Source organism: Micromonospora sp. LOL_021 (assembly GCF_048060215.1).
In the GTDB taxonomy this organism is placed as follows: Bacteria; Actinomycetota; Actinomycetes; order Mycobacteriales; family Micromonosporaceae; genus Micromonospora_E.
In genome coordinates this window covers 1-25,022 of sequence record NZ_JBHMIN010000018.1, presented here as the reverse complement: position 1 = coordinate 25,022, position 25,022 = coordinate 1, and the positions used below count along the sequence as shown (strand labels likewise).

Genomic DNA, 25,022 nt, shown 5'->3' with positions numbered 1-25,022 from the left:
AGTCCCGGGGGCATCCACGAGGACACCTGCCGAGTGCCCGCTTTCCGGGTCCATCATGCCTGGTTAGTCACTGACGGCCGCGAAGAGGGCGGCGACCTCCGCGTTGTTCAGCCGCCGGGTCCGCCCCGGCCGCAGGTCACCGAGACGGATCGGCCCGATGGCGGTACGCACCAGTCGCGAGACCGGGTGCCCCACCTCGTCGAACAGCCGACGCACGATGTGGTTGCGCCCCTCGTGCAGCACCACCTCGACCTGCGCGGTGCGCCCCAGGGTGTCCAGCAGCGCGTACTTGTCCACCTTGGCTGGCCCGTCGTCGAGGTCGACACCGGCGAGCAGCCGGCGGCCGACCGCCCGGGGCACCGGGCCGGCGATCTCACACAGGTACGTCTTCGGCACCCCGTACGACGGATGCATCAGGCGGTGGGCCAGCGTGCCGTCGTTGGTCAGCAGCAACAGCCCCTCACTGTCCGCGTCCAGCCGGCCGACGTGGTAGACCCGCTGGTCGACCCGGTCGAGCAGGTCCGACAGCGCGGTACGCCCCTTTTCGTCAGCCATGGTGGAAACGACGCCGCGAGGCTTGTTCATCGCCAGATAGGCGAGCCGGTGGTCGGCGACGACCCGTTCGCCGTCGACGTGGATGACCGCCGTACGCGGGTCGACCTTGTCGCCGAGTTGGGCGATGCGTCCGTCGACCGTCACCCGCCGTCGGAAGATCAGATCCTCGCAGGCCCGCCGCGAGCCGACCCCGGCGGTGGCGAGCACCTTCTGCAGACGCTGGACACCGCTGTCGTCATCGCTGGGCATCGGCAATCTCTTCCACGTCGTCGGGCAGGAACGGCGCGAGCGAGGGAAGCTCCTCGACGCTGTCCAACCCCAGTTTTTCCAAGAACAGCGTCGAGGTGCGGTAGAGGTAGGCGCCGGACTCCGGCTCGCTGCCACACTCCTCGATCAGGCCACGGGACAACAGGGTACGGATCACCCCGTCGCAGTTGACGCCCCGGATCGCGGAGACCCGACCACGTGTCACCGGCTGCTTGTAGGCGACCACGGCGAGGGTCTCCAGCGCGGCCTGGGTCAGCCGTGCCGACTGCCCGTCGAGCACGAACCGCTCCACGTACGGTGCGTACTCCGGACGGGTGTAGAGCCGCCAGCCGCCAGCCACCCGGCGCAGGTCGAAGCCGTGACCAGCCGCCGTGTAGCCGGCGGAGAGGTCGGCGAGGACCGCGGCGATTCGGTCGGTGGGCTGCTCCAGCACCTGGGCCAGGACCACCTCGGCGACGGGTTCGTCGATCACGAGCATGATCGCTTCGAGCGCGGCGCGCAGCTCGGCGTCGTCGAGCAACGCCAGCGCCTCCGGTCGGCGCGGCGACGGCTCGACCACCGGCGTCGGCTCAGCGACTGGCACCGGTCCGGGCGCAGGCGGTGTCGACTCCGCCGCCGGGACCGGTTCGGGCTCGGGGGCCGGCGGCGGCTCCGGTTCGGGCGCGCTGGCATGGTCCGCTGGTACGGGGGCCCGCGCCCACGGTGGCACCCAGGCGGCCGCCTGCTCGGCGAGCGAGTCGGGCTGCTCGTCGGTGCTCACGGGATCTCCTCCTGCACGGCGTCCGACTGGATCGCGTCCGACTGGGTGGCCGGTGCCGCGGCGGCGTCCCGTTCCTCCGGGTGGCCGGCGTACTCGTCGATGGTGAGCTCCCCGCCGCCGTCGGCGCCTCCGGTCCAGCGTACGGTCAGATCCCCCAGTGCCTGCTCCTGGCTGAAGCCGACCAGACCCTCCCGGTAGAGCTCCAGCAGCGCGAGGAAGCGTGCGACGACCTCCAGGGTGGACTCGCAGTCCAGGCACAGCGTCTGGAACGTCGCGGTGCCCATCCGGCGCAGCCGGTCCCGCAGCAGAGTGGCGTGCTCCCGCACGCTCACCCGGATCTGGTGCACGTGGTCGATGGAGACGACCGGCGCGACGCGTGGCGTCATCGCCCTGATCGCGAGCTTCGCGAGCCGCTGCGGACCGATACCGAGCACCAGCTCGGGCAGCGCCTGCGCGTACCGCTCCTCCATGGTGACCGAGCGGGGATAGCGGCGGGCCCCGTCGGTCTCCAGCTCGGCGATACGCGCCGCGGCCTCCTTGAACGCCTTGTACTGCAACAGCCGGGCGAACAGCAGGTCCCTGGCCTCCAGCAGAGCCAGGTCCTCTTCGTCCTCGACCTGGGCGGCGGGCAGCAGCCGGGCGGCCTTGAGGTCGAGCAGGGTCGCCGCGACGACCAGGAACTCACTGGCCTCGTCCAGGTCCCAGTCGTCGCCCATCGCCCGGATGTAGGCGATGAACTCGTCGGTGACCTGGTGCAAGGCCACTTCGGTGACGTCCAGCTTGTGTTTACCGATGAGCTGCAGCAGCAAGTCGAACGGGCCGGTGAAGTTGTCCAGCCGGACGGTGAATCCGGTGCTCTCGCCGGGCAGGGCCACGCCGGTGGCGTCGCCGGATCCGGGTGCCGTACCGGCCACCTGCCCAGCTGTCACGTCGACCGTCGGAGCGCTCACCCGTCGACCGTAGTCCACCTGCTCGACGAGCTGCACCGCAGGTTAGCGCTCCGCCTGGTGCGCGATGACCTCGCGGGCCAGCTGCCGGTAGTTGCGGGCCCCGGACGAGGCCGGGTCGAGGCTGGTGATCGGCGCGCCGGCCACCGTCGACTCGGGGAACTTCACCGTCTTGGTGATGACCGTCTGGTAGACCTTGTCGCCGAACGCCTCGACCACTCGCTGCAGCACCTGCCGGCAGTGGGTGGTGCGGCTGTCGTACATCGTGGCGAGGATGCCTTCCAGCTCCAGGTCGAAGTTGAGCCGCTCGCGGACCTTGTCGATGGTGTCCAGCAGCAGCGCCACCCCACGCAGGCTGAAGAACTCGCACTCCAGCGGGATCAGCACACCGTGCGCCACGGTGAGCGCGTTGATCGCCAGCAGACCGAGCGAGGGCTGGCAGTCGATCAGAACGAAGTCGTACTCCTTGCGGATCGACTTGAGCACCCGGGCCAGGGCCATCTCCCGGGCGACCTCGTTGACCAGCTGGATCTCCGCGGCCGACAGATCAATGTTGGCCGGCAGCAGGTGCAGACCGGCGACGTCGGTCTTGATCAGCACGTCCTCGGCGGTGACGTCGTCCTGCATCAGCAGGTTGTAGACCGACAGATCGAGGTTGTGCGGGTTGACCCCGAGCCCGACCGACAGCGCGCCCTGCGGGTCGAAATCGACCAGCAGCACCCGGCGACCATACTCGGCCAACGCGGCACCGAGGTTGATCGTCGTGGTGGTCTTGCCGACGCCGCCCTTCTGGTTGGCCATCGCGATGATTCGCGCCGGTCCGTGCCGGTCGGTCGGCATCGGCTCGGGGATCGGCTTGCGCATGGTGTAGGCGGTCGGATCGGCGGGACCGAGCTCCGCGCTCAGATCGAGCCCCGCCTGTTGTTCGCGGAGCGTCGAGGTCCACGCCTCGGCACGGTCACTGTTGCCCGCCATGTCCTGTGCGCCCCCTCCCGACGACTGCTCGGCGCCGGAGCCGACCGGCGTCTGCAGCGGCGTCGCCGCTGCGGGGCCTTCGCCTGCCGCCGTACGAAAGCCGCGCCGTTGCCCGACTGTACGCCACCCGGCCGGGGTGCGGCGGACACCGGTCCGGCGTGTCGACCCGGCATGGCCCGGGTACGCCCGACGTTCGCACCCGCATCCGCCTGCGAGTCAATAACGGGCCCGCGGATGCGAGGTGGCGTAGACCTCGCGGAGCCGGTCGACGGTCACCAGAGTGTAGACCTGAGTGGTGGTCACCGACGCGTGGCCGAGCAGTTCCTGGACCACCCGTACGTCCGCGCCGCCGTCGAGCAGATGGGTGGCGTACGAGTGCCGCAGGGTGTGCGGGGAAACCGGATGCGCCCCGCTCACCGGCAGCCCGGCGCGCTCGGCGGCGCGCCGCAGTACCGTCCACGCGCTCTGCCGGGACAGCTGCCCGCCCCGCGCGTTGAGGAAGACGGCCGGGCTGCCCCGGCCCGCCGCCGCGAGTGCCGGCCGTACCCGGGTCAGGTACGCCCGCAGCGCGTCTGCCGCGTACCCGCCGACCGGGACCACCCGCTGCCGGCCGCCCTTGCCGCGGAGCAGGACCGCCCCGGTGTCCAGGTCGAGGTCGTCGACGGCGGCACCGACCGCCTCGGAGATCCGCGCCCCGGTGCCGTAGAGGAACTCCAGCAGCGCCCGGTCGCGTACGGCAAGCGGCGGCACCGAACCGTCCACTGCCCCGGCGGCGGCCAGCAGCCGTTCGATCTGGTCGACGTCGAGCGCCCGGGGCAGCCGGCGCGGCGGGACGGCGGGACGGACGTCGCGGCCGGCGTCGGAGTCGGCGTGTCCCTCCCGGACGGCGAACCGGTGCAGCCCGCGAATGGCGCTGGCGGCCCGAGCGGTGGACGCGGCTGACAGCGGCGGCTGCCCGTCGGCGCCGGCCCGCAGCGCGGCCAGGTGCCCGGTGATCTGCGCCGGCCCCACCTGGGCCAGCTCGTCGATCTCCAGGTGCGCCAGCGTGCCGAGGTAGCGGTCCAGGTCGCGCCGGTAGGACCGGAGGGTGTGCTGCGACAGCCCGCGTTCGACGGTCAGGTGGTCCAGGTAGCTGCGGACCGCGTGCCGCAGCGCCGGGGCCGGCGGCGGCGCGTCGCCGGTCAGCCCAGCACCTCGGCCAACGACCGGCTGCCCAGGCCGTGTGCCTCGGCCACCGGACCGGAGGTGATCTCGCCGTCGTGGGTGTTCAGCCCGGCGGCGAGAGCCCGGTCGTGACGCAGCGCGTCGCGCCAGCCCCGGTTGGCGAGTTCGAGGGCGTACGGCAGAGTGACATTGGTCAACGCGTACGTGCTGGTGTGCGGGACGGCGCCCGGCATGTTCGCCACGCAGTAGAAGACCGAGTCGTGGACCGGGTAGACGGGTTCGGCGTGGGTGGTGGGCCGGGAGTCCTCGAAACAGCCACCCTGGTCGATCGAGATGTCGACGAGCACACTGCCAGGCTTCATCCGGGACACCAGTTCGTTGGTGACGATCCTGGGTGCCTTCGCCCCGGGCACCAGGACCGCGCCGATCACCAGGTCCGCGTCGATCACCGCCCGCTCGATTTCGTAAGTGTTTGACGCAACCGTCTTCATCCGCCCCTGGTGGATCGCTTCCGCCTGACGCAGCTTGCTGATGTCCCGGTCGAGCAGCAGGACGTCGGCGTGCATCCCGAGCGCGATCGCCGCCGCGTTCATCCCGGACACCCCGGCCCCGATGACCACCACCTTCGCCGGGTAGACGCCGGGGACCCCGCCCATCAGCACGCCGCGCCCGCCGCCGGGACGCATTAGGTGGTACGCGCCGACCTGCGCGGCCAGCCGACCGGCGACCTCGGACATCGGTGCGAGCAGCGGGAGGGACCGGTCGGCGTTCTCCACCGTCTCGTACGCTATTCCGGTGACCCGCTGCCGCAGCAGGGCGTCGGTGCACTCCCACGACGCCGCAAGGTGCAGGTAGGTGAAGAGCACCTGGCCGGGACGCATCCGGTGGTGCTCCTCGGCGACCGGCTCCTTCACCTTGAGTACCAGGTCGGCGCTTGCCCAGACATCGTCGGCGCTCGGGGCGATGCTCGCCCCGGCGGCGGCGAACTCGTCGTCGGTGATGGAGGACCCGACGCCGGCACCGGTTTCCACCGTCACCTGGTGACCGGCCCGGGTGAACTCGTGCACCCCGGCCGGGGTGATCGCCACCCGGTACTCGTGGTTCTTGACCTCGCGGGGAATGCCAACCTTCACGTCGCCGTCACCTTTCCGCAGGCCACGCTGCCCGAACCTGTCTCCCGGCGAAGTCTAAATCCGGTCGACGGGTCCGACAGCCCGCAGGTTGACAGTCACTGTCGGCGCGGCTTGACGGTGTGTCATCCCGCGCAGCCACCGGCCAGATAGCCACACAGAGTGAAGGTTCGAGACCACCAGGTAGCACCCGTTCACAGTTTTCCCAGAATCCGGACCTTCGCTGCGACGACCTGGACCAAGGTCACTACATTGCCGCTTCATGACCTTTCCTCAGCATCCTGGCGCCGGTGGCGTCTCCGACAAGAGCAAGATCATCGCCGGGGTCCTCGGCATCCTGCTGGGCGGCTTCGGAGTCGGCCGGTTCTATACAGGCCACACCAAGATTGCCGTACTCCAGCTGGTCGTCAGCGTCGTCACCTGCGGCCTCGGTTCGCTCTGGGGCCTGATCGACGGAATTCTCGTCCTGGTCAACGGCGGCACCGACGCTCAGGGTCGGCCGCTGCGCGACTGACCACACCACAGCTCGGCGACTACCGCCTAACCGGTAGCCGAACGGAGATTGCGACAAGTCGAACGGCGGTCGGGCGGACAACATCCGCCCCGGCCGCCGTTCGCTGTCCACCGGGTCAGCGCGCTGCGCCGCCGGGCGGGCGCGGGGCAGGTTCGGTGACGGCACGCAACGCCGCCCACCCCGTCTGCCGGGCGCAGGCGGCAGCCAGCAGACCGGCCACCGCCGGACCGTTGGTGATCTCGCCGGCCAGCACCATCCGGGCCGCCTCGTCGAGGTCGACGAGGCGGACCTGCAGCTCCGCCTCCTCGTCGTGGCGGTGGTGCCGGTCCTGCTCCGGCACCGGGGTGAGGTCCCGGGCGAGGAAGATCCGGACCGTCTCGTCCGAGAATCCCGGCGACGGGTGCACATCGACGAGCAGGTCGAGTCGACCGGCGGCCAGGTCGGCCTCCTCGACGAGCTCCCGGTGGGCGGTGACGGGCAGGTCCTCCCCGGCGACGTCGATCAGGCCGGCGGGCAGCTCCCACAGTTGCCGGCCCACCGGGTGGCGGTACTGACGGATCAGCACCACCCGTCCGGCCTCGTCGAGCGCGACCACTGCGACCGCGCCGACGTGCCGTGCATAGTCGCGCCTGGCCACACCGCCGCCCGGCATCGTCACCTCGTCACTGACAACCGAGAAGACCGGGCCGGAGAACCGGTCGGTCCGCGACAACACCTGGTAGGCGTGACCGCCCGAGCCGTCTTCGGCGTCCGGCCCGTGCTCCCGCATCAGGCTCGGCCTCCGGGGGCCGGCGCCAGATCCACCGGCAACTGGTCGGCCTCCGAATAGGTGATCACGGCACCGACGAAGGCGTGGAACAACGGATGCGGCCGGGTCGGACGGCTCTTCAGCTCCGGATGGGCCTGGGTGGCCACGAAGAACGGGTGCTCAGCCCGGTCCAGTTCGACGAACTCCACCAGCCGGCCGTCCGGCGAGGTGCCCGAGATCCGCAACCCGGCTTTCTCCAACACCTCCCGGTACGCGTTGTTCACCTCGTAGCGATGCCGGTGCCGCTCATTGACCTCGGTCGCCCCGTACGCCTGCGCGACGATCGAGCCCTCGGACAGCAATGCCCGGTACCCGCCCAGCCGCATCGTGCCGCCCATGTCCCCCTTGCCGGCGACGATCTGCTCTTGGTCGGCCATGGTCGCGATGATCGGGTGTTCGACCTCCTCGTCGAACTCTGCCGAGTTGGCACCGGCCAGACCGGCGCCGTTGCGGGCCACCTCGATCGCCATGCACTGCAGACCGAGGCAGAGCCCGAGCACCGGGACACCACTCTCCCGCCCGTACCGGGCCGCGCCGATCTTGCCCTCGATGCCCCGCACCCCGAACCCGCCCGGAATCACGATCCCGTCGACCCCGCTGAGCGCGGCGGCGGCACCGTTCGGGCTGACACACTCGTCGCTGGGCACCCACCGGATCTGCACCCGCGCACGGTGCCCGAAACCCGCCGCCCGGATCGCCTCGGTCACCGACAGGTACGCGTCCGGCAGGTCAACGTACTTGCCGACCAGCGCCACGGTCACGGTGTGTCGCGGATGGTGCACCCGCTCCAGCAGGTCGTCCCAACTGGTCCAGTCCACGTCCCGGAAGGACAGGCCCAGCCGGCGCACCACGTAAGCGTCGAGGCCCTCCCGGTGCAGCACCTTCGGGATGTCGTAGATGCTCGGCGCGTCGGGGGCGGCGATGACCGCCTCCCGGTCCACGTCACAGTAGAGCGACAGCTTGTGCTTCAACTTGTCCGGGATCTCCCGGTCGGAGCGGCACACGATCGCGTCCGGCTGGATACCGATGCTGCGCAGCGCGGCGACCGAGTGCTGCGTCGGCTTGGTCTTGAGCTCGCCGGACGGCACCAGGTAGGGAACCAGCGACACGTGCAGGTAGAAGCAGCGGTCCCGGCCGACATCGTGGCGGACCTGGCGGATCGCCTCCAGGAACGGCAACGATTCGATGTCGCCGACAGTGCCGCCTACCTCGGTGATCACCACGTCCGGGATCAGCCCGTGCTCGTCGGGCTCCCCCATCGCCCGGATCCTGGCCTTGATCTCATTGGTGATGTGCGGGATCACCTGCACCGTGTCGCCGAGGTACTCGCCCCGGCGTTCCTTGGCGATGACCTCGGAGTAGATCTGACCGGTGGTCACGTTGGCCTTGCAGGACAGGTCACGGTCGAGGAACCGCTCGTAGTGCCCCACGTCGAGATCGGTCTCGGCGCCGTCGTCGGTGACGAACACCTCACCGTGCTGGAAGGGGTTCATCGTGCCGGGGTCGACGTTGAGGTACGGGTCGAGCTTCTGCATCACCACCCGGAGTCCGCGGGCGCTGAGCAGGTTGCCCAGGCTGGATGCGGTCAACCCCTTGCCGAGTGAGGACGCGACGCCCCCGGTGACGAAAATGTGCCGTACCGTCTGTGTCGAAGGGGCCAATGCGTGCTCCCGTGGGTCGTCTGACTGGTCGTGCAGACCGGCGCGTCACTGATGAAGCTGCTGGCGCGATCCACGGGACTCCACGGTAACACCTGCCGAAACAGCGGACCCGCTGACCTCGTCGGGTGCCTTCGCCGGGATCTGCTCGGCCGAGCCCGCCGGGCCGGTCGACGGTCTGGTCCGGTCCGCCGAGTGCCCGAGCACCCGCAACGCCACCAGCGCGGCCAGCGGCACGGTCACCGCCGCCGCCGCACCAGCCACGTCCAGCGCAGAACCCGCGAGTCCGCCGCCGATCACCGACGACACAGCGATGCCGGCCATCGCCGCCCGCACCGCCGGGTAGATGCCGAACAGCCGTTTCAGCCCGCCCCACGGCTGCAGCAGGGCGAACCACACGAGTACCGCGGCGACCAGCGCCAGCACCGTCAACGGGCTGCTCAGCAGGGCCGACATGTTGGCCGCCGAGGAACGGTGCAGGGTGAGACCGCCGGTGCCATCGGCCAGTGCGGAGAGGAACCGTCCCAGGCTGCCCCGTTCGGTCTGCGGCCGCTGCAGATCGAGCAGTGCGAAGCTGGCGGTCACCAGCAGACCCGCGATCGTCGCCCACGCCACTCTGGGCACACTCAGCCAACCACCGGTGCTGATCGCCGCCGTGATCGCCACCCCGGCGGTCAACGCGATCGCTCCTACCGGATCGGCACCCAGGTAGGGGCTGCCGACCAGGATCACCGCTGCACCACCGACGGTGACCACCACCGTCACCCGCCAGCCCCGCCGGACCCGCTGGGCCAGGCAACCGGCGGCTAGCAGGGTGCCGGCGATCAGCACTCCCAGCCCCACCGTGCCGAGCCCGGCGTAGCGGCCGCCTTCGGAGGCGGAGTACCCGGTGACGCCGTTGAGTTGCAGCCGGGCCCCGGTCAGCACGTCGGCGGCGACGACCGCCGCCGCGATCGTGGCGACCAGCGTCATCGGGGCGAGCGTGTGCCGGTAGGAACGGCTGAACCGGACCGCCGCCGTCGTGGCGGCGACCGCCAGCACCGTGGTCACGGCCAACGCAGGGCCTGGCTGGCCACTGCGCCACCAGGGCACCACCTCGGCCAGCAGCGCCGCCGGGATGACGAGCGCGGCCGCGATCAGCAGCACCTCCATGACGGCGTTGGCCCGTCGGGTGACCGGGTCCGGGCCGGACCGCCCGGCGGTCCGTCGGACCCGGCGCAGCAACGGTACGACGGCCACGGCGAGGACCGTATGAAACCCGGCGAGCAGGCCGAAGAACCAGACCGCGGCGCGTCGCTGGGCGCGGGCCTCCCGGTCGGCGTCGGCCGGGTACGCGATCGCCGTCGCGAGGTCCTCCGGCCGGCCGGGTGCCGAACTCGCCGGCTGGCCGATGAACAGCCCGTCGGGTTGGTCCCGGTCGAGCACGTGCAACGCGGTCGGCGCCAGATCCACCAGCTGCAGGTAGCCGTCCCGGCCGGTGGTCGGCGACGTCATCCACCCGGCGTCCCAGCCGGGGCCGTCGGCGATCGCGACGTGCAACCGGGTCGGTGCGCCGGTGCCGGCCAGCCCGGCGACCAGCACGAGTGAGCGCTGCGGGCGGGCCGCCAGGACCCGCGCCAGCGTCGCGTCGGCCCGCCGGGCGGCGGCGGACCGTTCGGTCGGGTCGGAACCGGCGACCACTCCGGCGTCGACCACGCTCAGCACGCAGGAGGCGAGCAGGTCAGCCGGGTCCTGCGGGAGTGCCGGCTCGTAGCGGTCGACCCGGCCGAACGGCCGGGCGGCGGTCAGCGCGGCACCCGGCCCGACGGCCACCGTGCACCGCACCGACTCGGCCAACGCGCCGGGCACCGCGCCCCAGGCGAGACGTTCCTGGTTGAGGCGTACGGTCGCGGGCTGCGACGTCAGGTATCCGCCGATGCCGTCGGGTTGCTCGACGGCGATCTGCGCCGGCGGGCAGGTGCCGTCGCCGGTGGTGCCGTCGTACGCCGCGTAGTTGCCGGCGCCGAGGGTGACCCAGCCGTCGGCCGGACAGGTCGGCCGCTGCGCGGACCGCACCGACAGTGCGGCGATCGAACCCCGCTCCGCCAGCCGCCACAGCGTCGGCGTCGTCCGCCGGTCGATGTCGTCCCAGCGCAGGCCCGGAACTCCGACGATCACCACGTAGTCGGCGCTGCGGCCGGAGGTGCCCACCGCCGGCCGGTCGGCCAGTGCCGCCACGCCGGCGGCCAGCAGCGCCGACATCAGCAGCAGCGGCACGACCCGGTGACGCATCAGCCGCTCCCGTCCACGGGTCGGTCGTCGCGGTCGGCCGGCCCGTTGCGGCGGCCCGGCACCGACTGACCGCCGGCTACCTTCCGCCCGCCGGCGACGCCCCGCCCGTGGGTCAACTCCCGGTAGACGGATCGGACCAGGTCGAGACTGTCCGCGTCGGTCGGCCAGCCGGCGGCCTGCCGGGGTCCACGATCGGCCAGGTCGGCCCGCTGCTGATGGTCGCTCAGCAACTCGCGCACTGCGCCGTCCAGTGCGGCCAGGTCGCCGGGCGGAATCAGCCGGCAGGCGTCTCCGACCAGTTCGGGCAACCCGCCGACCGCGGTCGCCACCAACGGTACGCCGGCCCGCAGCGCCTCCTGGGCGAACAGCTGTCGAGCCTCCCAGTCGCTGCTGACGACCGCCAAATCGGCACCGAGTAGCAGGTCGGCCACGTCATGACGGTGGCCGAGCAGGGTGACCGGGGCCCGTACCGCCGAGATCTGCGCCGCCAGGGACAGGTAACTGGGCCCGGTTCCGGCGATCACCACCTGCGCCGGTGGGGTCAGTTCGCGCCACCCGGCGGCGGCGTCGACCAGCAAATCGTAGCGCTTCTGCGGGTGCAGCCGGCCGACCGAGAGCACCAGGGGTCGACGGGCGCCGACACCGAACTCCGCGCGAACCGCGGCACGGCTGCGTCTCGGCGCGGGCAACTCCGGCGCCGCCACCGGGCCGAGCCGGGCATCGGGCGCGCCGAGCGCCAACGCCCGCTCGACGAGGTCGGCGGAGGCGCCGAGGGTCACCTGGGCGGCCCGCGCCACCCGCCGCTCGACCAGCCGCGCGAGCCGCCCCCGCAGTCCACCTGCGAGAACACTGTTGTGCCAGGTCACCACGATCGGCGCGGACGGTCGGGCGAGCGCCGCGACGAATCCGGCGCGGAGTCCGTGCGCGTGCACCACGTCGGCCCCGTCGGCGAGCACGCGGCGGATCGCGGTCACCGCGCGGGCGTCGGCCAGGGTCGGGTTGGCCGGGATCTCCACCGGGACGAACCGGGCACCGGACGCGGTGAACCGGAACTGCTGTTCGACAGCGAGCGGACCACACACGGTCACTCGCGCCCCGCCCGACACCAGGCCGCGGCTCAGGGATGCGACGTGCTGGCCGATACCGCCCGTGCTGGAGCCGATCAGCAGCAGGACCGCACCGGCCCAGCGGTCGTCCGTCGGATCACTCACCGCGACTCCGTCCCCTTCCTGTCCCGTCGCCACCCGGCCGCCAGTCGCCAGGTCCGGCGCACCGCACCAACAACCATCGGCCGCAGATCGTGGCGGTCCGCAGGCAGGGCCACCGCGAGAAAGACCGCCAACCCGGTCACCCCGGACAGCATGCCCTGCAGCAGCACACCGGGCACGGTCGGGGTGGTCGGCCCCGGCCCGGTCAGGTGCGCCACGCCGGCGCCCGCAGCCGCCGCGGCGGCACTGGCTACCAGACCGGTCGCCGTCGCCCGGCCGAGCCCGGTCAGCACCGCGCCACCGCCGACCCGGCGGAGCGCCGCGACCAGCAGCAGCCCCATCACCAACATGCCCAGCGCGTTGGCCAGCGCCAAGGCGGGGACCCGGTCGCGGTCCGGCAGCACCAGCGACAGCACCGGCGCGGCAACCAGCACGCAGCTCCAGCCGCCGGCTACCGCTGCGGCGGCAGGCGCCGGGCGGCCGGCCGCGTACAGCGCCCTGGAGCCGATCGCGAAGATGCCGTAGCCGATCAGGCCCGGAGCGAAGCCGGCGATGCCGGCGGCCAGCGTCCCGGCCTGCCCGGCCGGGACCAGGAAGGCCGCAACCGGAAGGCAGACCGAGACCAGGACGGCCGCGCCGAGACAGCAGAGCAGGACCACGCCGCGCACGGCCGGACCGAGGTTGGACCGGTACCCGGCGATGTCCCCGTGGCTGTGGGCTGCGGCCAACGTCGGGTAGGCGGCGGTCGCCAGCGGCACCGCGAGCACCGACCAGGGCAGCAGGAACACCGTCTGGGCCAGCGTGAACAGCACGACGCTGCCCTGCGGCGCGCCACCGGCGAAGCAGAGCCAGACCGCGACCAGTATGGCGAGCTGCTGCGCGCCGACAGTCACCGCGCCGGCCGCCGCCAGCGGGCCGACCACGTCGCGGGCCGCGCCGACGAACCGTAGGCCGGGTCGCAGCCGCAGACCCAGCGGGCGCAGCGGCACGAACAGGCACAGCGACAGCACGGCCACACCGCCGGTGGTACCGGCGGCCAGCAGCAGCTGGCCCGACGCGCCCACCCCGGGCAGGTCGGCCAGCCGTCCCTCGGTGGCGGCGAAGGTCAGGTAGGTGCCGATCACCGTGACGCTGGACAGCAGCGGGGCGATCACCGGCCAGGCGAACCGGTGGTGGGCCTGCAGCACTCCGGTGAGCACCACGGCGATCCCGTACAGCGGAAGTTGCGGGGCGAACAGCCGCAGCATCAGGGTGCCGGCGTCGATCTGCGCGGGACCGGCGTCGGCGTCGAGCAGCCGCACGATCGGCCCGGCCGCGAACGCGAGCAGTACCGCGAGTGGGACCAGCAGGGCCAGCGTCCAGGTGAGCAGCGCCGACGTGGTCGCGGACACGCCGCTACGGTCACCGGCGGCCACCGCGCCGGCGAGCAGCGGCACCACGAGGCTGGCCAGCGCTCCCCCGGCGACGATCTCGAAGATGATGTTGGGGATCGTGTTGGCGGCGAGGTAGATGTCGCCCAGCGCGGTCGGCCCCACCGACCAGGCGAAGACGGCGGTACGGCCGACCCCGGCCAGCCGGCTCGCCACGGTCAGCACCGCGATCAGCGCCGCAGCACCGGCGACCCGGGTGCCGACCGCCGAGTTGGTCATTGCCGCGTCCTGGTCAGGGTGTCCGGCGGCCTAGGGCGTCGAGCTCACGCAGGCCGGGGGTGCGCGCGATCACCTGGGTGAAGCTGACCCGCTCGCTCGCTGCGGTCAGCCCGGCGAGCACGGCGAGCACGGCCGCGCGGCCGGCCGGCCCGGTACGCTGCGCGACGGCGACCCCGAGCAGGGCACCCAGCGCGTTGGCGCCGCAGTCGCCGAGCATCACCTGCTCGTCGAGATCGTCGCGGAGCAGCCCGAGCACCGCGCCGCTGGTCCCCGCGGCGGTGCCCGCCGTCGGGCCGGCCAGCAACGGGGCGGCGATCAGCAGCCCGGCCTTGGCCGCCCGCCCGGGACGCAGGTCCAACAGATTGACCAGGTTGGCGGTGCCGGCGATGACGCCGGCACCGAGCAGCACGTCAGCCGCCCGGGTGACCGGTCGGCGGGCGGTGTCCCGGCGGTCCGCGGCGAGCAGCGCGGCCGCGGCGGTGGCGGCGGCGCCGACCCCCACGATCTTGACCAGCCCACTGGTCACCCGGCCGGACCGCAGCGCCGAGAGATGCCCGGCGAAGCCCTTGGCCGCCCGCTGGTCCGGTCGGGCGCCGACGATGTCGTCGTAGAGCCCGACCGCTCCGGCACCGGCACCGGCGACCAGCGCCGCTGCGGCGGCAGGCGGGCTCGCGGCCCCGAACGCGGCGGCGGTCGACGCGGCGGCGGCGAGGGCCGGGCCGCCGGCGAGGCTCACCGAACGGCCCCGGAAGTTGGTGCGCTCCAATGCGCCACCGGGTGCGATCCGCTTGGCGCTGCGCAGTGCGACGCGGGCGGCGGCGGCACCGCCGGCACCGAGCAGCAACAGGCCCAGCAGGCTACGATTCGGCATCAGGGGTTTCACTCCGTCGACAGGGTGCTATTCGGGACGTTTCGGCATCAACGACGTGGCACCCGCGCCAAGCCCGTAATGCCCGGCCTGATCGAGGGTGAACTGCTCGGCCACGGCGAGCGCCGTCACCGACTGGCCGGCGGTCGTGTTGCCGTTGTCGACGGTCGAGATCGACTGGGTCAGCGTGGGGTCGTCGCGGACCGCAGAGACCAGGTTCCCGTCACTGGAGCCGGTCCCGGCCACCACGACCTGGCTGACCCGGTCGAACTGCACCACCATGGTGACCACCGCAGCGTCCTTCTTGGCGGCGTCCCGGTCGACGTACGGCTGCCCGCTGACCACGACGACCGCCTCAGCAGGTCCGGTGACCTCCTGTTCGACGGTGATGTAGCCGGCGTCGCCGTACGCGTCGAGCAGCGCCGCCAGGTCCGCCGGTTCGACTGCCGGCGGCTCCTCTCGGTCGATGAGCGCGCTGGCCAGCAGCGCGCTGGAGGTCTCCACCCCGTCGCTGTTACCGGGCAGTCCGGCGGTGGGGATGGTGGGGCGGGCCGCCGCCGTGGCGAGCTCCAGCAACTCGACACTGTTGTCCGGGTTGACGAACTTGTCCTGCACGTCGATCCGGCCGGTCAACGTCGCTCCGGCGAGGTCGAGCGCGGCCATCACGCCTTCGGCGTGGTCCCGGCCGCTGGGCAGACAGACCACCAGCAACCGGCGACCGGCGAGCTTGTCGGCGAGCAGGATCGGCGCGGCCTCGGCGACGAAGTCCTCCTCACGGTTGACCTCCTCGCGCAGCGAGTTGACGGTTTCCCGCAACTGCGTGTTGTCCTTGCGGAGCGCATTCACGTTGTCGCTCAGAGAATCGGCAACCGGGCCGTTCAGCGCAGCGGTGCCGACCACGAGGCCGATCGCCAGGGCGAGGAACACCGCGGTGAGCGACACCACGTGGTAACGGAAGTTGATCACACTTGCCGCCTTCTCCGATCCGTCTGCGCTGACCAGCAGTTTCGTCCGCGCTAGAAGAGCTGACCCAACTGGAAGACGAAATTGTCCCACCACTCGGATGCGACCCCGAGATAGGCCTTACCGACCGTGGAAACCGCCACGGCGGACGCCATGGCTGCGATCGCGGAGAGCACCAGCAGCAGCAACGACGAGCCGGAAATGCTCTGCCGGTACAGCCGGCTCACCCCTTTGGCATCGACCAGCTTACCGCCGACCTTCAACCGGGTCAGAAAGGTGGAGGCCATCCCGCCCCGCCCCTTGTCGAGGAACTCGACCAGCGTGGCGTGGGTACCGACCGCGACGATCAACGACGCGCCCTTCTCGTCGGCGAGCAGCATGGCAAGATCCTCGCTGGTCGCCGCCGCCGGGAAGGTCAACGCCTCCACCCCGAGTTCGCGGACCCGGTCCATGCCCGGCGCCCGGCCGTCGCGGTAGGCGTGGACGACCACCTCGGCGCCGCAGCGCAGCACGTCGTCGGTGACCGAATCCATGTCCCCGATGATCATGTCGGGGGTGTAGCCGGCCTCGACCAGCGCGTCCGCTCCCCCGTCCACACCGATCAGGACCGGCTTGAACTCCCGGATGTACGGCCGCAGCACGTCCAGGTCTGCCTTGTAGTCGTAACCCCGGACCACGATCAGACAGTGCCGGCGAGCGATCCTGGTCTCGATGTCCGGTACCCCGACCCCGTCCAGCAGCAGGTCCCGTTCCTGTTTGAGGTACTCCATCGTGTTGGCGGCGAACGCCTCCAACTGGACCGAGAGTCCTTCCCTGGCCTCGGCCATCGCCTTGGCGACCGAATCCGCGTCCTGGCGTACCCCGGACGCCACCCGGTCGTCACCGACGAAGACCCCGGCCCCGTCGACCCGTACCGTGTCGCCCTCGCGAATCTTCTCGAACGCGTCCTCACCAAGGCCGTCGACCAGGGGGATACCCGCCTGGATCAGCACCTCCGGACCGAGGTTCGGGTACCGGCCGGAGACCGACGGCTTGGCGTTGAGGACTGCGGCCACGCCGACGGCGACCAACGAGTCGGCCGCGACCCGGTCCAGGTCCACGTGGTCGATGACGGCGATGTCACCTGGCCGGAGCCGACCGGCAAGGCGCTTCGTCCGGCGGTCGAGCCGAGCCGTGCCGGAGATCGTTCCGGCCTCGGGATTACGGGCTCGACGCAAGGTGGGTAGACGCATCCCTACCATCCTGGCATGTTGGGCGGTGAACACCGACACGACATGCCCGCTGTGCCACTACCGGCAGGTCAGACACACCGGGCCGACTCCGGCAGGTCAACCCCGTCGATCGCGAGCGGCGACCGCGAGCAGTTCCTCCGCGTGCGCGATACCCAGATCCGAGTCGGGTAGCCCGGCGAGCATCCGGGCGAGTTCCCGCGCCCGGTCGGTGTCCTCGACCACCCGCACGCCGCTGGTCGTCACCGCTCCCCCGGTGTCCTTCGCCACCACCAGGTGCCGGTCGGCGAACGCCGCCACCTGCGGCAGGTGCGTCACCACCAGCACCTGATGGCTACGGGCGAGCCGGGCCAGCCGACGACCTATCTCCACCGCGGCCTGCCCACCCACCCCGGCGTCAACCTCGTCGAACACCAGTGTCGGCGGGCCGCCGGCTCCGGCGAACACCACCTCGATGGCGAGCATCACCCGGGAGAGCTCGCCGCCGCTGGCACCCCGCTGCAACGGCAGTGGCGGCGCACCCGGATGCGCCAGCAACCGCAGCTCGACCTCGTCGGCACCGTCCGGGCCGACACCGGCCTCGGCTCCGTCGACGGTCAACGTCGGCTCGCCCCGACCGACCGGCCGGGCGAGCACCGCGACCTCGATCCGGGCGTGCGGCATGGCCAGCCCGGCCAGCTCCACGCTCACCAACTCGGCGAAACGCGCCGCCGCCTGCCGACGGGCCGCCGACACCCGGGCCGCCAGCTCCGCCACCTCGTCGGCCAGCCGGGCACGTTCCCGGTCCAGCTCGTCCAGCAGCTCGTCGGAGCTGTCCAACTCGGCCAGCCGGGACCGGGCCCGCTCCGCCCAGCTGATCACCCCGTCCACGTCGTCGGCGTACTTGCGGGTCAGCCCGCGCAGCGCCATCCGCCGCTCGTAGACCACCTGCAGACGCTGTGGGTCGGCGTCCAGCGCGGCGAGGTACCCGGACAGCTCCGCCGCCACGTCGCCGACCAGGGTCGCCGCCTCGGTCACCCGGGCCGCCAGTTCACCGAGCGTCGGGTCCACGCCGGCCTGTGCCTCCAGCGACCGGCGGGCGGTGCCGAGCAGACCGGTCGCGTCCGGCGTGTCGTCGGCCGATTCGGTGCCGCCGGCGAGAGCGAGGGCGGCGAGCTGGGCGGCGGTACGCAGCCCTTCGGCGTGCTCCAACCGTTGCGCCTCGGCCTTGAGCGCGGTCTCCTCGCCCGGCTGCGGATCGACCCGGGTGATCTCGTCGAGACCCAGCCGGAGCAGGTCTGCCTCCTGGTTGCGCTCGCGGGCGTTGCGCCGCCGGTCGGCCAGATCCTCGCTGACCTGGCGCCACCGACCGTACGTCTCCCGCATGGCCGCGAGCAGCTTGTCGTGGTCGGCCCCGGCGAACCGGTCGAGCGACGCCCGCTGCTCAGCCGGGCGCAGCAGCCGCAACTGGTCGGACTGCCCGTGCACGGCGACCACCTGGGCGCCGATCTCGCTCAGCACCGACACCGGCATGCCGCGGCCGCCGACGTGCGCCCGGGACCGTCCTTCAGCGGTCACCGTACGGCTGAGCAGCAGGACACCGTCCTCGTCAGGCTCGCCTCCGGCGTCTACGACCCGTTCGCGCACCACGGCTCCACTGGCACCGACCAGCCGCAGCCGGCCCTCGACGACCGCCCGGCCAGGATCCGCTCGGACCCGCCCGGCGTCGGCCCGGCCACCGAGCAGCAGCCCCAGCCCGGTCACCACCATCGTCTTGCCGGCCCCGGTCTCACCGGTGATCACATTCATGCCGCCGGTCAACGGCAGCGTGGTGTCCTCGATGACGCCCAGCCCGGTGATGCGCAGCTCTTCCAGCACAGCCACCGACAGTAGTAGCGGGCCGCGACGTTGACTACCCGGGGCGGTCAGCGCCGGTTACCCCGCCAACCGTTGACCGGTAGATCGAACTTGGCGACCAGGCGGTCGCTGAACGGTCGCGGATGCAGCCGGACCACCCGCACCGGCAGGTCGCCCCGTTGGACCGTCACCCGCGCACCGGGCGGCAGATCGTAGACCCGCCGGCCGTCGCAGCACAGCACTGCGAACGTGGTGTACGGGTCGACGGTGATGACGAAGGTGGAGCTCGGCGCGGTCACCAGCGGCCGGCTGAACAGCGCGTGCGCGCTGATCGGCACCAGCAGCAGCGCTTCGACCTCGGGCCACACCACCGGACCGCCGGCCGAGAACGCGTACGCGGTCGACCCGGTCGGCGTAGCGCAGACCACCCCGTCCGCGCCGTAGCGCGACAACGGTCGGCCGTCCACGTCGACCATCAGCTCCAGCATCTGGGCGCGCTGCCCCTTCTCGACACTGATCTCGTTCAGCGCCCACGAGTCGATGGTGACGCCGTACTCCAGCTCGGCCCGCACGTCCAGGGTCAACCGTTCGTCCACGGTGTAGTCACAGGCCACCACCTGCCGGACCGCCCGGTCCAGATCACCGATCTCAGCCTCGGCCAGGAACCCGACCTTGCCGAGGTTGATCCCGAGCAGCGGGGCCTTCGCCGGACGGGCCAGCTCTGCGGCGCGCAGGAAGGTACCGTCACCGCCGAGCGCGAACACGATCTCCACCCCGTCGGCAGCCGCCGGACCACCGACCGGCTGCACCCCGGGCAGATCCAGATCGTCGGCCTCCTCGGCGACCACCCGTACCTCGAAACCCGCCTCGATCAGGTCGGCGGCGACGGTCCGGGCATGGTCGGTGCTGCGCCGCCGACCGGTGTGGGTGACAAGCAGCGCCGCTCTGGCACCGCGGGGGGCCATCGGCGCCCCGCCGGTCGGGACTGTCGCGTTCACCGCGCTCCACCTTCTTCCGTGGCCGGACCGGCGTCGACGATAGCCCGCACCCGGATCGGGTCGACGGGCGGCGCGTCGGCCCGGAACCAGACGAAGAACTCGACGTTGCCCCGCGGGCCGGGTAGTGGACTGGCGACCACCGCCGACACGCCGAAGCCAAGCTGGGCACCGGCCTGCGCGACCGCGAGCACCGCCTCGGCGCGCAACTGCGGATCGCGCACCACCCCGCCGGAACCGACCCGCTCCCGGCCGACCTCGAACTGTGGCTTGACCATCAGCAACAGATCGCCGTCCGGCTCGGTACAGGCGACCAACGAGGGAAGGACCAGTCGCAGCGAGATGAACGACAGATCCGCCACGGTCAACCCGACCGGGCCGTCGATCCGGTCGGCGGTGAGGGCACGGACGTTGGTTCGTTCGTGGACGCGTACCCGCGGATCGCCCCGCAGCGACCAGGCCAGCTGTCCGTAGCCGACATCCACCGCGACCACCTCGGCCGCGCCACGCCGCAGCAGCACGTCGGTGAAGCCGCCGGTCGAGGCCCCGGCGTCCAGGCAACGCCGACCGGCGACCGCGACTTCGGTGCCGGTCAGGGCGCCGATCAGCTTGTGCGCACCCCGAGAGACGTACCCGTCCGCCGGGTTCTCACCGAGCAGCCGGACTGCCTCCGCCGGGTCGACCATCGCTGCGGCCTTGGCGGCGGCGACGCCGCGCACCTCCACCCGCCCGGCCGCGATCAACTCCGCGGCCTGTTCACGGGACCGCGCGAGTCCGCGGCGGACCAGCTCCACATCGAGGCGGTTACGGCGTGCCATGCGACTCCGGGGAGGATCTCGGCCGGTCAGGCCTGGTCGATGGTGGCGAGAGCTTCCTGCAGGGTGCCGTGCGCCGCTTCGTACTGGGCAATCTGGTCGGCCGGCGGCAGATTAGCGGCGTTACGGACCGCCTCGATGGCCGCGTCGACCGCCGGGTGCCCGGTCCGGGTATCGGTACCGCCGGCGGTGACGTGCGTACCGCCGACTGTGCCGTCCACCGCCGCGGTGCCCGACGCGGCGGCCGCACCGGGTGGGGTCGGCGAAACCCGGCCACCGGATGGGGGCCCCGGCACCGGGCCGGTCACTGCCCACCCGCCGAGCCGTCGTCGGATCTGCGGTCCACCGTCTTGCTGGCCGCGGCCTTCTTGGCGACGGCCTTCTTCGCCACCGCGTTTTTCGCCGCCGCCTTCTTGACCACGGCTGGTTCGGCTGACGGCGGAATCGCCGCTTCCGCCGTGGCGGCGGCGGCCGAGGCGGCAGCCGCCCGGCTCCGGGCCCGCTCCATGTCGGCCTCCAGCCGGTCGATCCGGTCCCGCAGCGCCACGACCTCCTCGGCCTTGACCAGTCCCATCGCACCGAGCGCCCGGTCCACCTCCGCCCGCACCAGCCGGGTGAGTGACTCACGGTTGGCGGTGCCGGCCGACAGCAGGTCCTCCGCCACCGCCTGCAGCTGGGCGGCGGTCGCCCCGCCCTTACCGACCAACGACCGCGCAGTCTGCTCGGCCTTCTTCCGGGACGCCTCGGTCAGGCCGAGGGCCAGTTCCAGGTACGCCCGCCAGGCGTCACGCATGGTCCGACTCCTTCACCGCGGAGAATGTTCGGTTGACACGCTACCGGGACGCGACGCCGCAGTGCGGTACGGTGCCTGTGCGCAACACCGGTGGTGCGACCACCGGTCGCGGTACCCAACCGGGCACCGCGACCCACCACGAAGCCCGGGAGGTGCGATTGTGGCCAGCGTCGACGAGTGTCGGCAGGCACTACGGGAGCTCGCCACCCGGCTCGAGGGCAACGCCGACCAGGTACGCGAACGAGTCAACCTGGACCGTACCCTCGCCTGCCGGATCACCGATCTCGGCACCGCTTTCCACGGACGGCTGACCGATGGTCGTCTCGTCGACCTCGCCGACGGGGACGACCCGAAGGCCAAGATCGCCATGAACATCGGCAGTGACGACCTGCTCGCGCTGGTCCGTGGCGACCTCGACGTAGGTCGCGCGTTGGCGGCCCGACGGCTGTCGGTCAGCGCCAGCCCGTTCGACCTGCTGAAGCTCCGAAAGCTGTTGTGAACCGACCCGCTCCGTGGCCAGCTGCACCGGCCCGGCTCGCCCACCGATTCGGTCCCCGGTCAGGGTAGGCCGCGTCCCGGCGTCGAGTCACCCCAGCATGTCGGTGGCACCTCAGCATGTCGGGTCACGCCAGCGCCAGGTCACGCAACGCCGATTCGGCTGCGGCGGACCCGGATCGCACCTCGGTCACCGGGTCACCCTGCCATGCGTGCCGGCAGAGTACCCGCAGCGCCTGCACGCTGTCACCGCCGGTGCCGTCGAGGACGAGCACCGCCGATCCGTGGCGGTGCACCTGCCACCCGGCACCGTCCGTCGGGTCGTCGTCGATCGGCCTGGCGGCGTCGGCTGCGAACAGTCCGCCGAGGTCCGCCGCCAGGTACGTCGGTCGGCGTGCCGGCGGGGCGGCCAGCAGTTCCCGAGCGTCGCTGATCCCGGTCAGCACGAGCAGACTCGCCATACCGGCGCGGTTCGCCCCTTCGATGTCGGTATCCAGCCGGTCACCGACCACCAGTGGCCGAGCGGCGCCGGCACGTCGAGCGGTACTGACGAACAAACCCGGTTCCGGTTTGCCGACGACCTGGTCCGGCTCCCGGTTCAGCGCCGTGCGCAGCGCGGCGACCAGCGAGCCGTTACCGGGCAGCGGTCCCCGGGCACTGGGCAGGGTCCGGTCGGTGTTCGTCGCCACCCAGCCGGCACCGCCCCGGATCGCCACCGATGCCTCCGCCAGGTCGGCCCACCCAATCCCAGGGCCGTACCCCTGAACCACCACCGTGGGCTTGTCATCGGCCGACGCGACCAGCGCCAACCCGGCTTCAGTGAGATCGTCACGCAGCGCGTCCGCGCCCACGACCAGTGCCTTGGTGCCTGGACCGTACCGCTGTGCCAGTAACGCGGCGGTCGCACCGGCCGACGTCACCACCTCGTCGGCAGTGGCCGGCACCCCCATGCCACGGAGCAGCCCGGCGACGTCGGCCGAACGCCGGGAGGCGTTGTTCGTCGCGTACGCGACCGGCAGGCCGGCCTGCCGCAGCCGATCCACCGCCTCGACCGCCCCGGGGATGGGCCGGTCGATCAGGTAGATCACCCCGTCGAGATCAAATATCACCAGGTCGTATGCGGCGGACAGCCCGCAGCGCCCGGCGGTGGCGTCGTCGGTTCGGGTCATCGGGGCCCGTCTTCTTCCGCGCTACGAGGAGGTGAGCTGCCGGGCTGTGACGTCGCCGCCGGCTCGTCGTCGGCCACGTCGTCCGTCTCGGCCTCGGTCAGCAGTACGCCGTCGATCTCCAGCAGGCGCTCGGTCGCGTCAGTCGCTGCCTCCTCGTCGGCCTCGGCCGCCCGGGCGAACCACTCCCGGGCCTCGTCCTTACGCCCGGCGCTGAGCAGCGCATCGGCGTACGCGTAGCGGAGCCGGCAGACCCAGGGGTCGGCGGATTCCACGGTTAGCTCCCGGACCTGCAGCATCGCCACCGCTGCGGCCGGCTGCCCAAGGTCGCCCCGGGCACCCGCAGCGACCATCAACAGTTCGACGGCGGCAGCGGGGTCCAGCCTGGCTCGATCCGCACCACGGTAGATGTCGATCGCCCGCTCCGGCCGGCCGAGGGCGCGTTCGCAGTCGGCCAGTACGGCGAGGTGTGTCTGACGTCCGGTCATCCGGTGGTAGGTCCGGAGTTCGGCGACGGCGGTCTGCCACTGCCCGGCCCGGTACGCGGCCAACCCGACCGCTTCCCGCACCGCCGCGATGCGGGCGGCGAGCCGACGTGCCGCCAGGGCGTGGGCGAGCGCCGTCTCCGGCTCCCCGTCGAGCAACTGCCCGGTGGCGACGAGGTGCCGGGCCACCGTGTCGGCCACCGGCCGGGCCAGCCCGAGAAGTTCAGCCCGGATCTCGGTGTGCAGGTCGGTGGCGAGGATGTCGTCGGACAACTCCGGCGGCGGCGTCCTTTCGGCCGTGCGGTCGGCACCGTCCTCGTCGCGCCGACGGTACGGCGCGGCGGAGGCCTCCGGGGAACGATCCGACGAGGGCCGGCGGAAGGGCCGGTCGGTCGGACCGTCCGTACGCCTGCGGAATTGCCCCGGCGCGCCGGCGTCACGGGACCGGGCGGCGTCACCGGAGCGGGGGCGCCGATCCTCGGAGCGAGGGCTTCTCCGGTCGGCCGGTCGACCGGCGGTCGGGAAGCTGCCCGACCGGCGATCATCATGGGAACGGTCGCGCCGCTCGTCGCCCTGCCCGGTACGTCGGTCGCCGCCCCGCTGCTCGAAGCGCCGGTCCTCCCGACCCCGCCCGGCGTCGAACCGACGCCCGCCGTCAGCACGCTTTTCGCGAGGTCCCCCAGCCCGGAATCCGCCACGTTCGGGCCGGCGGTCGCCGCCGTCCCCATCCATGGTCCGGCGGTCGCTGCGAAAGCCTCGATCCTCGCGGGGCCCGCCGATTCTTTCCCCTGCGGCACCACCGGGTTCCCCTCGGCCGCCCCGGCGGTCGTCGTCACGGCGGCGGGCAGGCTCCCAGTCGCCGCGTCGGTCCCGGTGCGGCCGCGATGCGCTGTCGTCACGCCGGCGGTACCCGCCATCGTCACGCCGACGGAACCCGGAGGGTTCGCGGCCTGCGCCGGACTCGTCACGGCGCACATAGCCACGGTCACGGCCGCCGGCCCGGCGGTCGTCGGGCTGTCGGCGGTCACTGTCCCAACCGCCCCGGCGGCGGTCACCGTCGTTACCGGTGGCACCACTCCGGCGTTCGCCGACCAACGGCTGCCGGCGGTCGGAACGGAACCGCTCCGCGCCGCGCTCACCACCGCGCCGCCCGGTGTCGTGGCCGTCCCGGCGCGGGGTCCGGTCGCCACGTTCGTCTCGGGGCGAGGTGCGGTCGCCACGGTCAGCTCGGCTGCTGCCGTAGCCGCGGCTGAGGCCGCCGGCACGACCGGATCGTTCGTCGGCGCGGCGAGGTCGGTCGCCATCCTGCCCAGTTGGGTTCACGACTACATCCTCCCTGATGCCGCCCAACCGAAGTACGGCGGGCAGACACAGTTGAGGGCCGCTCCCCGCAGGGAGCGACCCTCAACTGTAAAGATGTCCGGCGGTGACCTACTCTCCCACACCCTCACGAGTGCAGTACCATCGGCGC

The 25,022-nt window shown here is 72.2% G+C and carries 21 protein-coding genes and 3 pseudogenes; 3 read left to right on the top strand and 21 right to left on the bottom strand.

Going from position 1 to position 25,022, the window contains the following annotated elements; genetic code table 11:
- Positions 1–63: 63 nt before the first annotated feature.
- The 6 genes from ACFHWT_RS14170 to ald all read right to left on the bottom strand — a co-directional run bounded on the left by ACFHWT_RS14170 (position 64) and on the right by ald (position 5,801).
- A complete protein-coding gene (locus ACFHWT_RS14170) occupies positions 64–804 on the bottom strand; it encodes a pseudouridine synthase (RefSeq protein WP_123601318.1) in 741 nt (246 codons plus the stop codon).
- On the bottom strand, positions 791–1,582 hold the full coding sequence (scpB, locus tag ACFHWT_RS14165) for an SMC-Scp complex subunit ScpB (protein ID WP_416595061.1): 792 nt from the start codon (positions 1,580–1,582) through the stop codon (positions 791–793). The genes ACFHWT_RS14170 and scpB overlap by 14 nt, the downstream gene beginning before the upstream one ends.
- Positions 1,579–2,532, bottom strand: a complete 954-nt coding sequence (locus ACFHWT_RS14160; RefSeq protein ID WP_416595060.1) for a segregation and condensation protein A — start codon at positions 2,530–2,532, stop codon at positions 1,579–1,581. The genes scpB and ACFHWT_RS14160 overlap by 4 nt, the downstream gene beginning before the upstream one ends.
- Before the next feature lie 42 nt (positions 2,533–2,574).
- The gene (locus tag ACFHWT_RS14155) at positions 2,575–3,504 is read right to left on the bottom strand and encodes a ParA family protein (protein WP_123601316.1); all 930 of its coding nucleotides are present in this window, start codon (positions 3,502–3,504) and stop codon (positions 2,575–2,577) included.
- A 216-nt stretch (positions 3,505–3,720) separates the two neighbouring features.
- On the bottom strand, positions 3,721–4,689 hold the full coding sequence (locus tag ACFHWT_RS14150; RefSeq protein ID WP_416595137.1) for a site-specific tyrosine recombinase XerD: 969 nt from the start codon (positions 4,687–4,689) through the stop codon (positions 3,721–3,723).
- Complete coding sequence (gene ald / locus ACFHWT_RS14145) at positions 4,686–5,801, bottom strand: alanine dehydrogenase (RefSeq protein WP_416595059.1); 1,116 nt, start codon at positions 5,799–5,801, stop codon at positions 4,686–4,688. Before ald ends, ACFHWT_RS14150 begins: the two co-directional genes overlap by 4 nt.
- A 259-nt stretch (positions 5,802–6,060) precedes the next feature.
- Here ald and ACFHWT_RS14140 point away from each other — a divergent pair, with 259 nt between their 5' ends.
- Positions 6,061–6,312, top strand: a complete 252-nt coding sequence (locus ACFHWT_RS14140) for a TM2 domain-containing protein (protein WP_278168812.1) — start codon at positions 6,061–6,063, stop codon at positions 6,310–6,312.
- Between the two features lie 115 nt (positions 6,313–6,427).
- Here the strand turns inward: ACFHWT_RS14140 and ACFHWT_RS14135 are convergent, their stop codons facing one another.
- From ACFHWT_RS14135 to ACFHWT_RS14075, 13 genes and pseudogenes are all read right to left on the bottom strand, one after another.
- A complete protein-coding gene (locus ACFHWT_RS14135; protein ID WP_282230543.1) occupies positions 6,428–7,081 on the bottom strand; it encodes an NUDIX domain-containing protein in 654 nt (217 codons plus the stop codon).
- Positions 7,081–8,781, bottom strand: a complete 1,701-nt coding sequence (locus ACFHWT_RS14130; RefSeq protein WP_416595058.1) for a CTP synthase — start codon at positions 8,779–8,781, stop codon at positions 7,081–7,083. Before ACFHWT_RS14130 ends, ACFHWT_RS14135 begins: the two co-directional genes overlap by 1 nt.
- Before the next feature lie 150 nt (positions 8,782–8,931).
- A pseudogene (locus tag ACFHWT_RS14125) lies at positions 8,932–11,049 on the bottom strand (hypothetical protein); the annotation flags it as partial.
- Positions 11,049–12,260: a glycosyltransferase family 4 protein gene (locus ACFHWT_RS14120; protein ID WP_416595057.1), complete on the bottom strand. Its 1,212-nt coding sequence runs from the start codon at positions 12,258–12,260 to the stop codon at positions 11,049–11,051. The pseudogene ACFHWT_RS14125 and the gene ACFHWT_RS14120, both read right to left, overlap by 1 nt.
- Complete coding sequence (gene murJ, locus ACFHWT_RS14115) at positions 12,257–13,906, bottom strand: murein biosynthesis integral membrane protein MurJ (RefSeq protein WP_416595056.1); 1,650 nt, start codon at positions 13,904–13,906, stop codon at positions 12,257–12,259. The genes ACFHWT_RS14120 and murJ overlap by 4 nt, the downstream gene beginning before the upstream one ends.
- A 13-nt stretch (positions 13,907–13,919) precedes the next feature.
- Positions 13,920–14,777, bottom strand: a complete 858-nt coding sequence (locus tag ACFHWT_RS14110; protein WP_416595055.1) for a hypothetical protein — start codon at positions 14,775–14,777, stop codon at positions 13,920–13,922.
- Between the two features lie 27 nt (positions 14,778–14,804).
- Positions 14,805–15,740: a copper transporter gene (locus ACFHWT_RS14105; protein WP_282230537.1), complete on the bottom strand. Its 936-nt coding sequence runs from the start codon at positions 15,738–15,740 to the stop codon at positions 14,805–14,807.
- 50 nt (positions 15,741–15,790) lie between these two features.
- Complete coding sequence (gene steA, locus ACFHWT_RS14100) at positions 15,791–16,969, bottom strand: putative cytokinetic ring protein SteA (RefSeq protein ID WP_416595054.1); 1,179 nt, start codon at positions 16,967–16,969, stop codon at positions 15,791–15,793.
- Positions 16,970–17,065: 96 nt separating this feature from the next.
- The gene (gene recN, locus ACFHWT_RS14095) at positions 17,066–18,823 is read right to left on the bottom strand and encodes a DNA repair protein RecN (protein WP_416595136.1); all 1,758 of its coding nucleotides are present in this window, start codon (positions 18,821–18,823) and stop codon (positions 17,066–17,068) included.
- Between the two features lie 47 nt (positions 18,824–18,870).
- Complete coding sequence (locus ACFHWT_RS14090; protein WP_282234654.1) at positions 18,871–19,767, bottom strand: NAD kinase; 897 nt, start codon at positions 19,765–19,767, stop codon at positions 18,871–18,873.
- 29 nt (positions 19,768–19,796) lie between these two features.
- Positions 19,797–20,615 (bottom strand): TlyA family RNA methyltransferase, encoded by an 819-nt coding sequence (locus tag ACFHWT_RS14085; RefSeq protein WP_282230535.1) that lies wholly within the window; start codon positions 20,613–20,615, stop codon positions 19,797–19,799.
- Between the two features lie 26 nt (positions 20,616–20,641).
- Positions 20,642–20,920: a hypothetical protein gene (locus ACFHWT_RS14080; protein ID WP_282230534.1), complete on the bottom strand. Its 279-nt coding sequence runs from the start codon at positions 20,918–20,920 to the stop codon at positions 20,642–20,644.
- Positions 20,917–21,405 (bottom strand): phasin family protein, encoded by a 489-nt coding sequence (locus ACFHWT_RS14075; protein WP_416595053.1) that lies wholly within the window; start codon positions 21,403–21,405, stop codon positions 20,917–20,919. Before ACFHWT_RS14075 ends, ACFHWT_RS14080 begins: the two co-directional genes overlap by 4 nt.
- A 160-nt stretch (positions 21,406–21,565) precedes the next feature.
- Here ACFHWT_RS14075 and ACFHWT_RS14070 point away from each other — a divergent pair, with 160 nt between their 5' ends.
- Positions 21,566–21,904, top strand: coding sequence for an SCP2 sterol-binding domain-containing protein (locus ACFHWT_RS14070; protein WP_416595052.1), 339 nt, complete (start codon positions 21,566–21,568; stop codon positions 21,902–21,904).
- A 124-nt stretch (positions 21,905–22,028) separates the two neighbouring features.
- On the opposite strand, the gene ACFHWT_RS14065 is transcribed toward ACFHWT_RS14070, so the two are convergent.
- Both ACFHWT_RS14065 and ACFHWT_RS14060 read right to left on the bottom strand, forming a co-directional pair.
- Positions 22,029–23,069, bottom strand: coding sequence for an HAD-IIA family hydrolase (locus ACFHWT_RS14065; protein WP_416595051.1), 1,041 nt, complete (start codon positions 23,067–23,069; stop codon positions 22,029–22,031).
- Positions 23,069–23,740 (bottom strand): annotated as a pseudogene (locus ACFHWT_RS14060) (tetratricopeptide repeat protein); the annotation flags it as partial. The gene ACFHWT_RS14065 and the pseudogene ACFHWT_RS14060, both read right to left, overlap by 1 nt.
- Positions 23,741–24,097: 357 nt before the next feature.
- On the opposite strand from ACFHWT_RS14060, the pseudogene ACFHWT_RS14055 reads away from it, so the two are divergent.
- A pseudogene (locus ACFHWT_RS14055) lies at positions 24,098–25,022 on the top strand (hypothetical protein); the annotation flags it as partial.

Bases quoted from the DNA above. Each gene is read 5' to 3' on its own strand.
- ACFHWT_RS14110 (WP_416595055.1), bottom strand. From the start codon at position 14,777: ATGCCGAATCGTAGCCTGCTGGGCCTGTTGCTGCTCGGTGCCGGCGGT.
- murJ (WP_416595056.1), bottom strand. From the start codon at position 13,906: ATGACCAACTCGGCGGTCGGCACCCGGGTCGCCGGTGCTGCGGCGCTG.
- steA (WP_416595054.1), bottom strand. From the start codon at position 16,969: ATGCGTCTACCCACCTTGCGTCGAGCCCGTAATCCCGAGGCCGGAACG.
- ACFHWT_RS14065 (WP_416595051.1), bottom strand. From the start codon at position 23,069: ATGACCCGAACCGACGACGCCACCGCCGGGCGCTGCGGGCTGTCCGCC.
- ACFHWT_RS14090 (WP_282234654.1), bottom strand. From the start codon at position 19,767: ATGGCCCCCCGCGGTGCCAGAGCGGCGCTGCTTGTCACCCACACCGGT.
- ACFHWT_RS14135 (WP_282230543.1), bottom strand. From the start codon at position 7,081: ATGCGGGAGCACGGGCCGGACGCCGAAGACGGCTCGGGCGGTCACGCC.
- ACFHWT_RS14075 (WP_416595053.1), bottom strand. From the start codon at position 21,405: ATGCGTGACGCCTGGCGGGCGTACCTGGAACTGGCCCTCGGCCTGACC.
- ACFHWT_RS14155 (WP_123601316.1), bottom strand. From the start codon at position 3,504: ATGGCGGGCAACAGTGACCGTGCCGAGGCGTGGACCTCGACGCTCCGC.
- ACFHWT_RS14085 (WP_282230535.1), bottom strand. From the start codon at position 20,615: ATGGCACGCCGTAACCGCCTCGATGTGGAGCTGGTCCGCCGCGGACTC.
- ACFHWT_RS14140 (WP_278168812.1), top strand. From the start codon at position 6,061: ATGACCTTTCCTCAGCATCCTGGCGCCGGTGGCGTCTCCGACAAGAGC.
- ACFHWT_RS14170 (WP_123601318.1), bottom strand. From the start codon at position 804: ATGCCCAGCGATGACGACAGCGGTGTCCAGCGTCTGCAGAAGGTGCTC.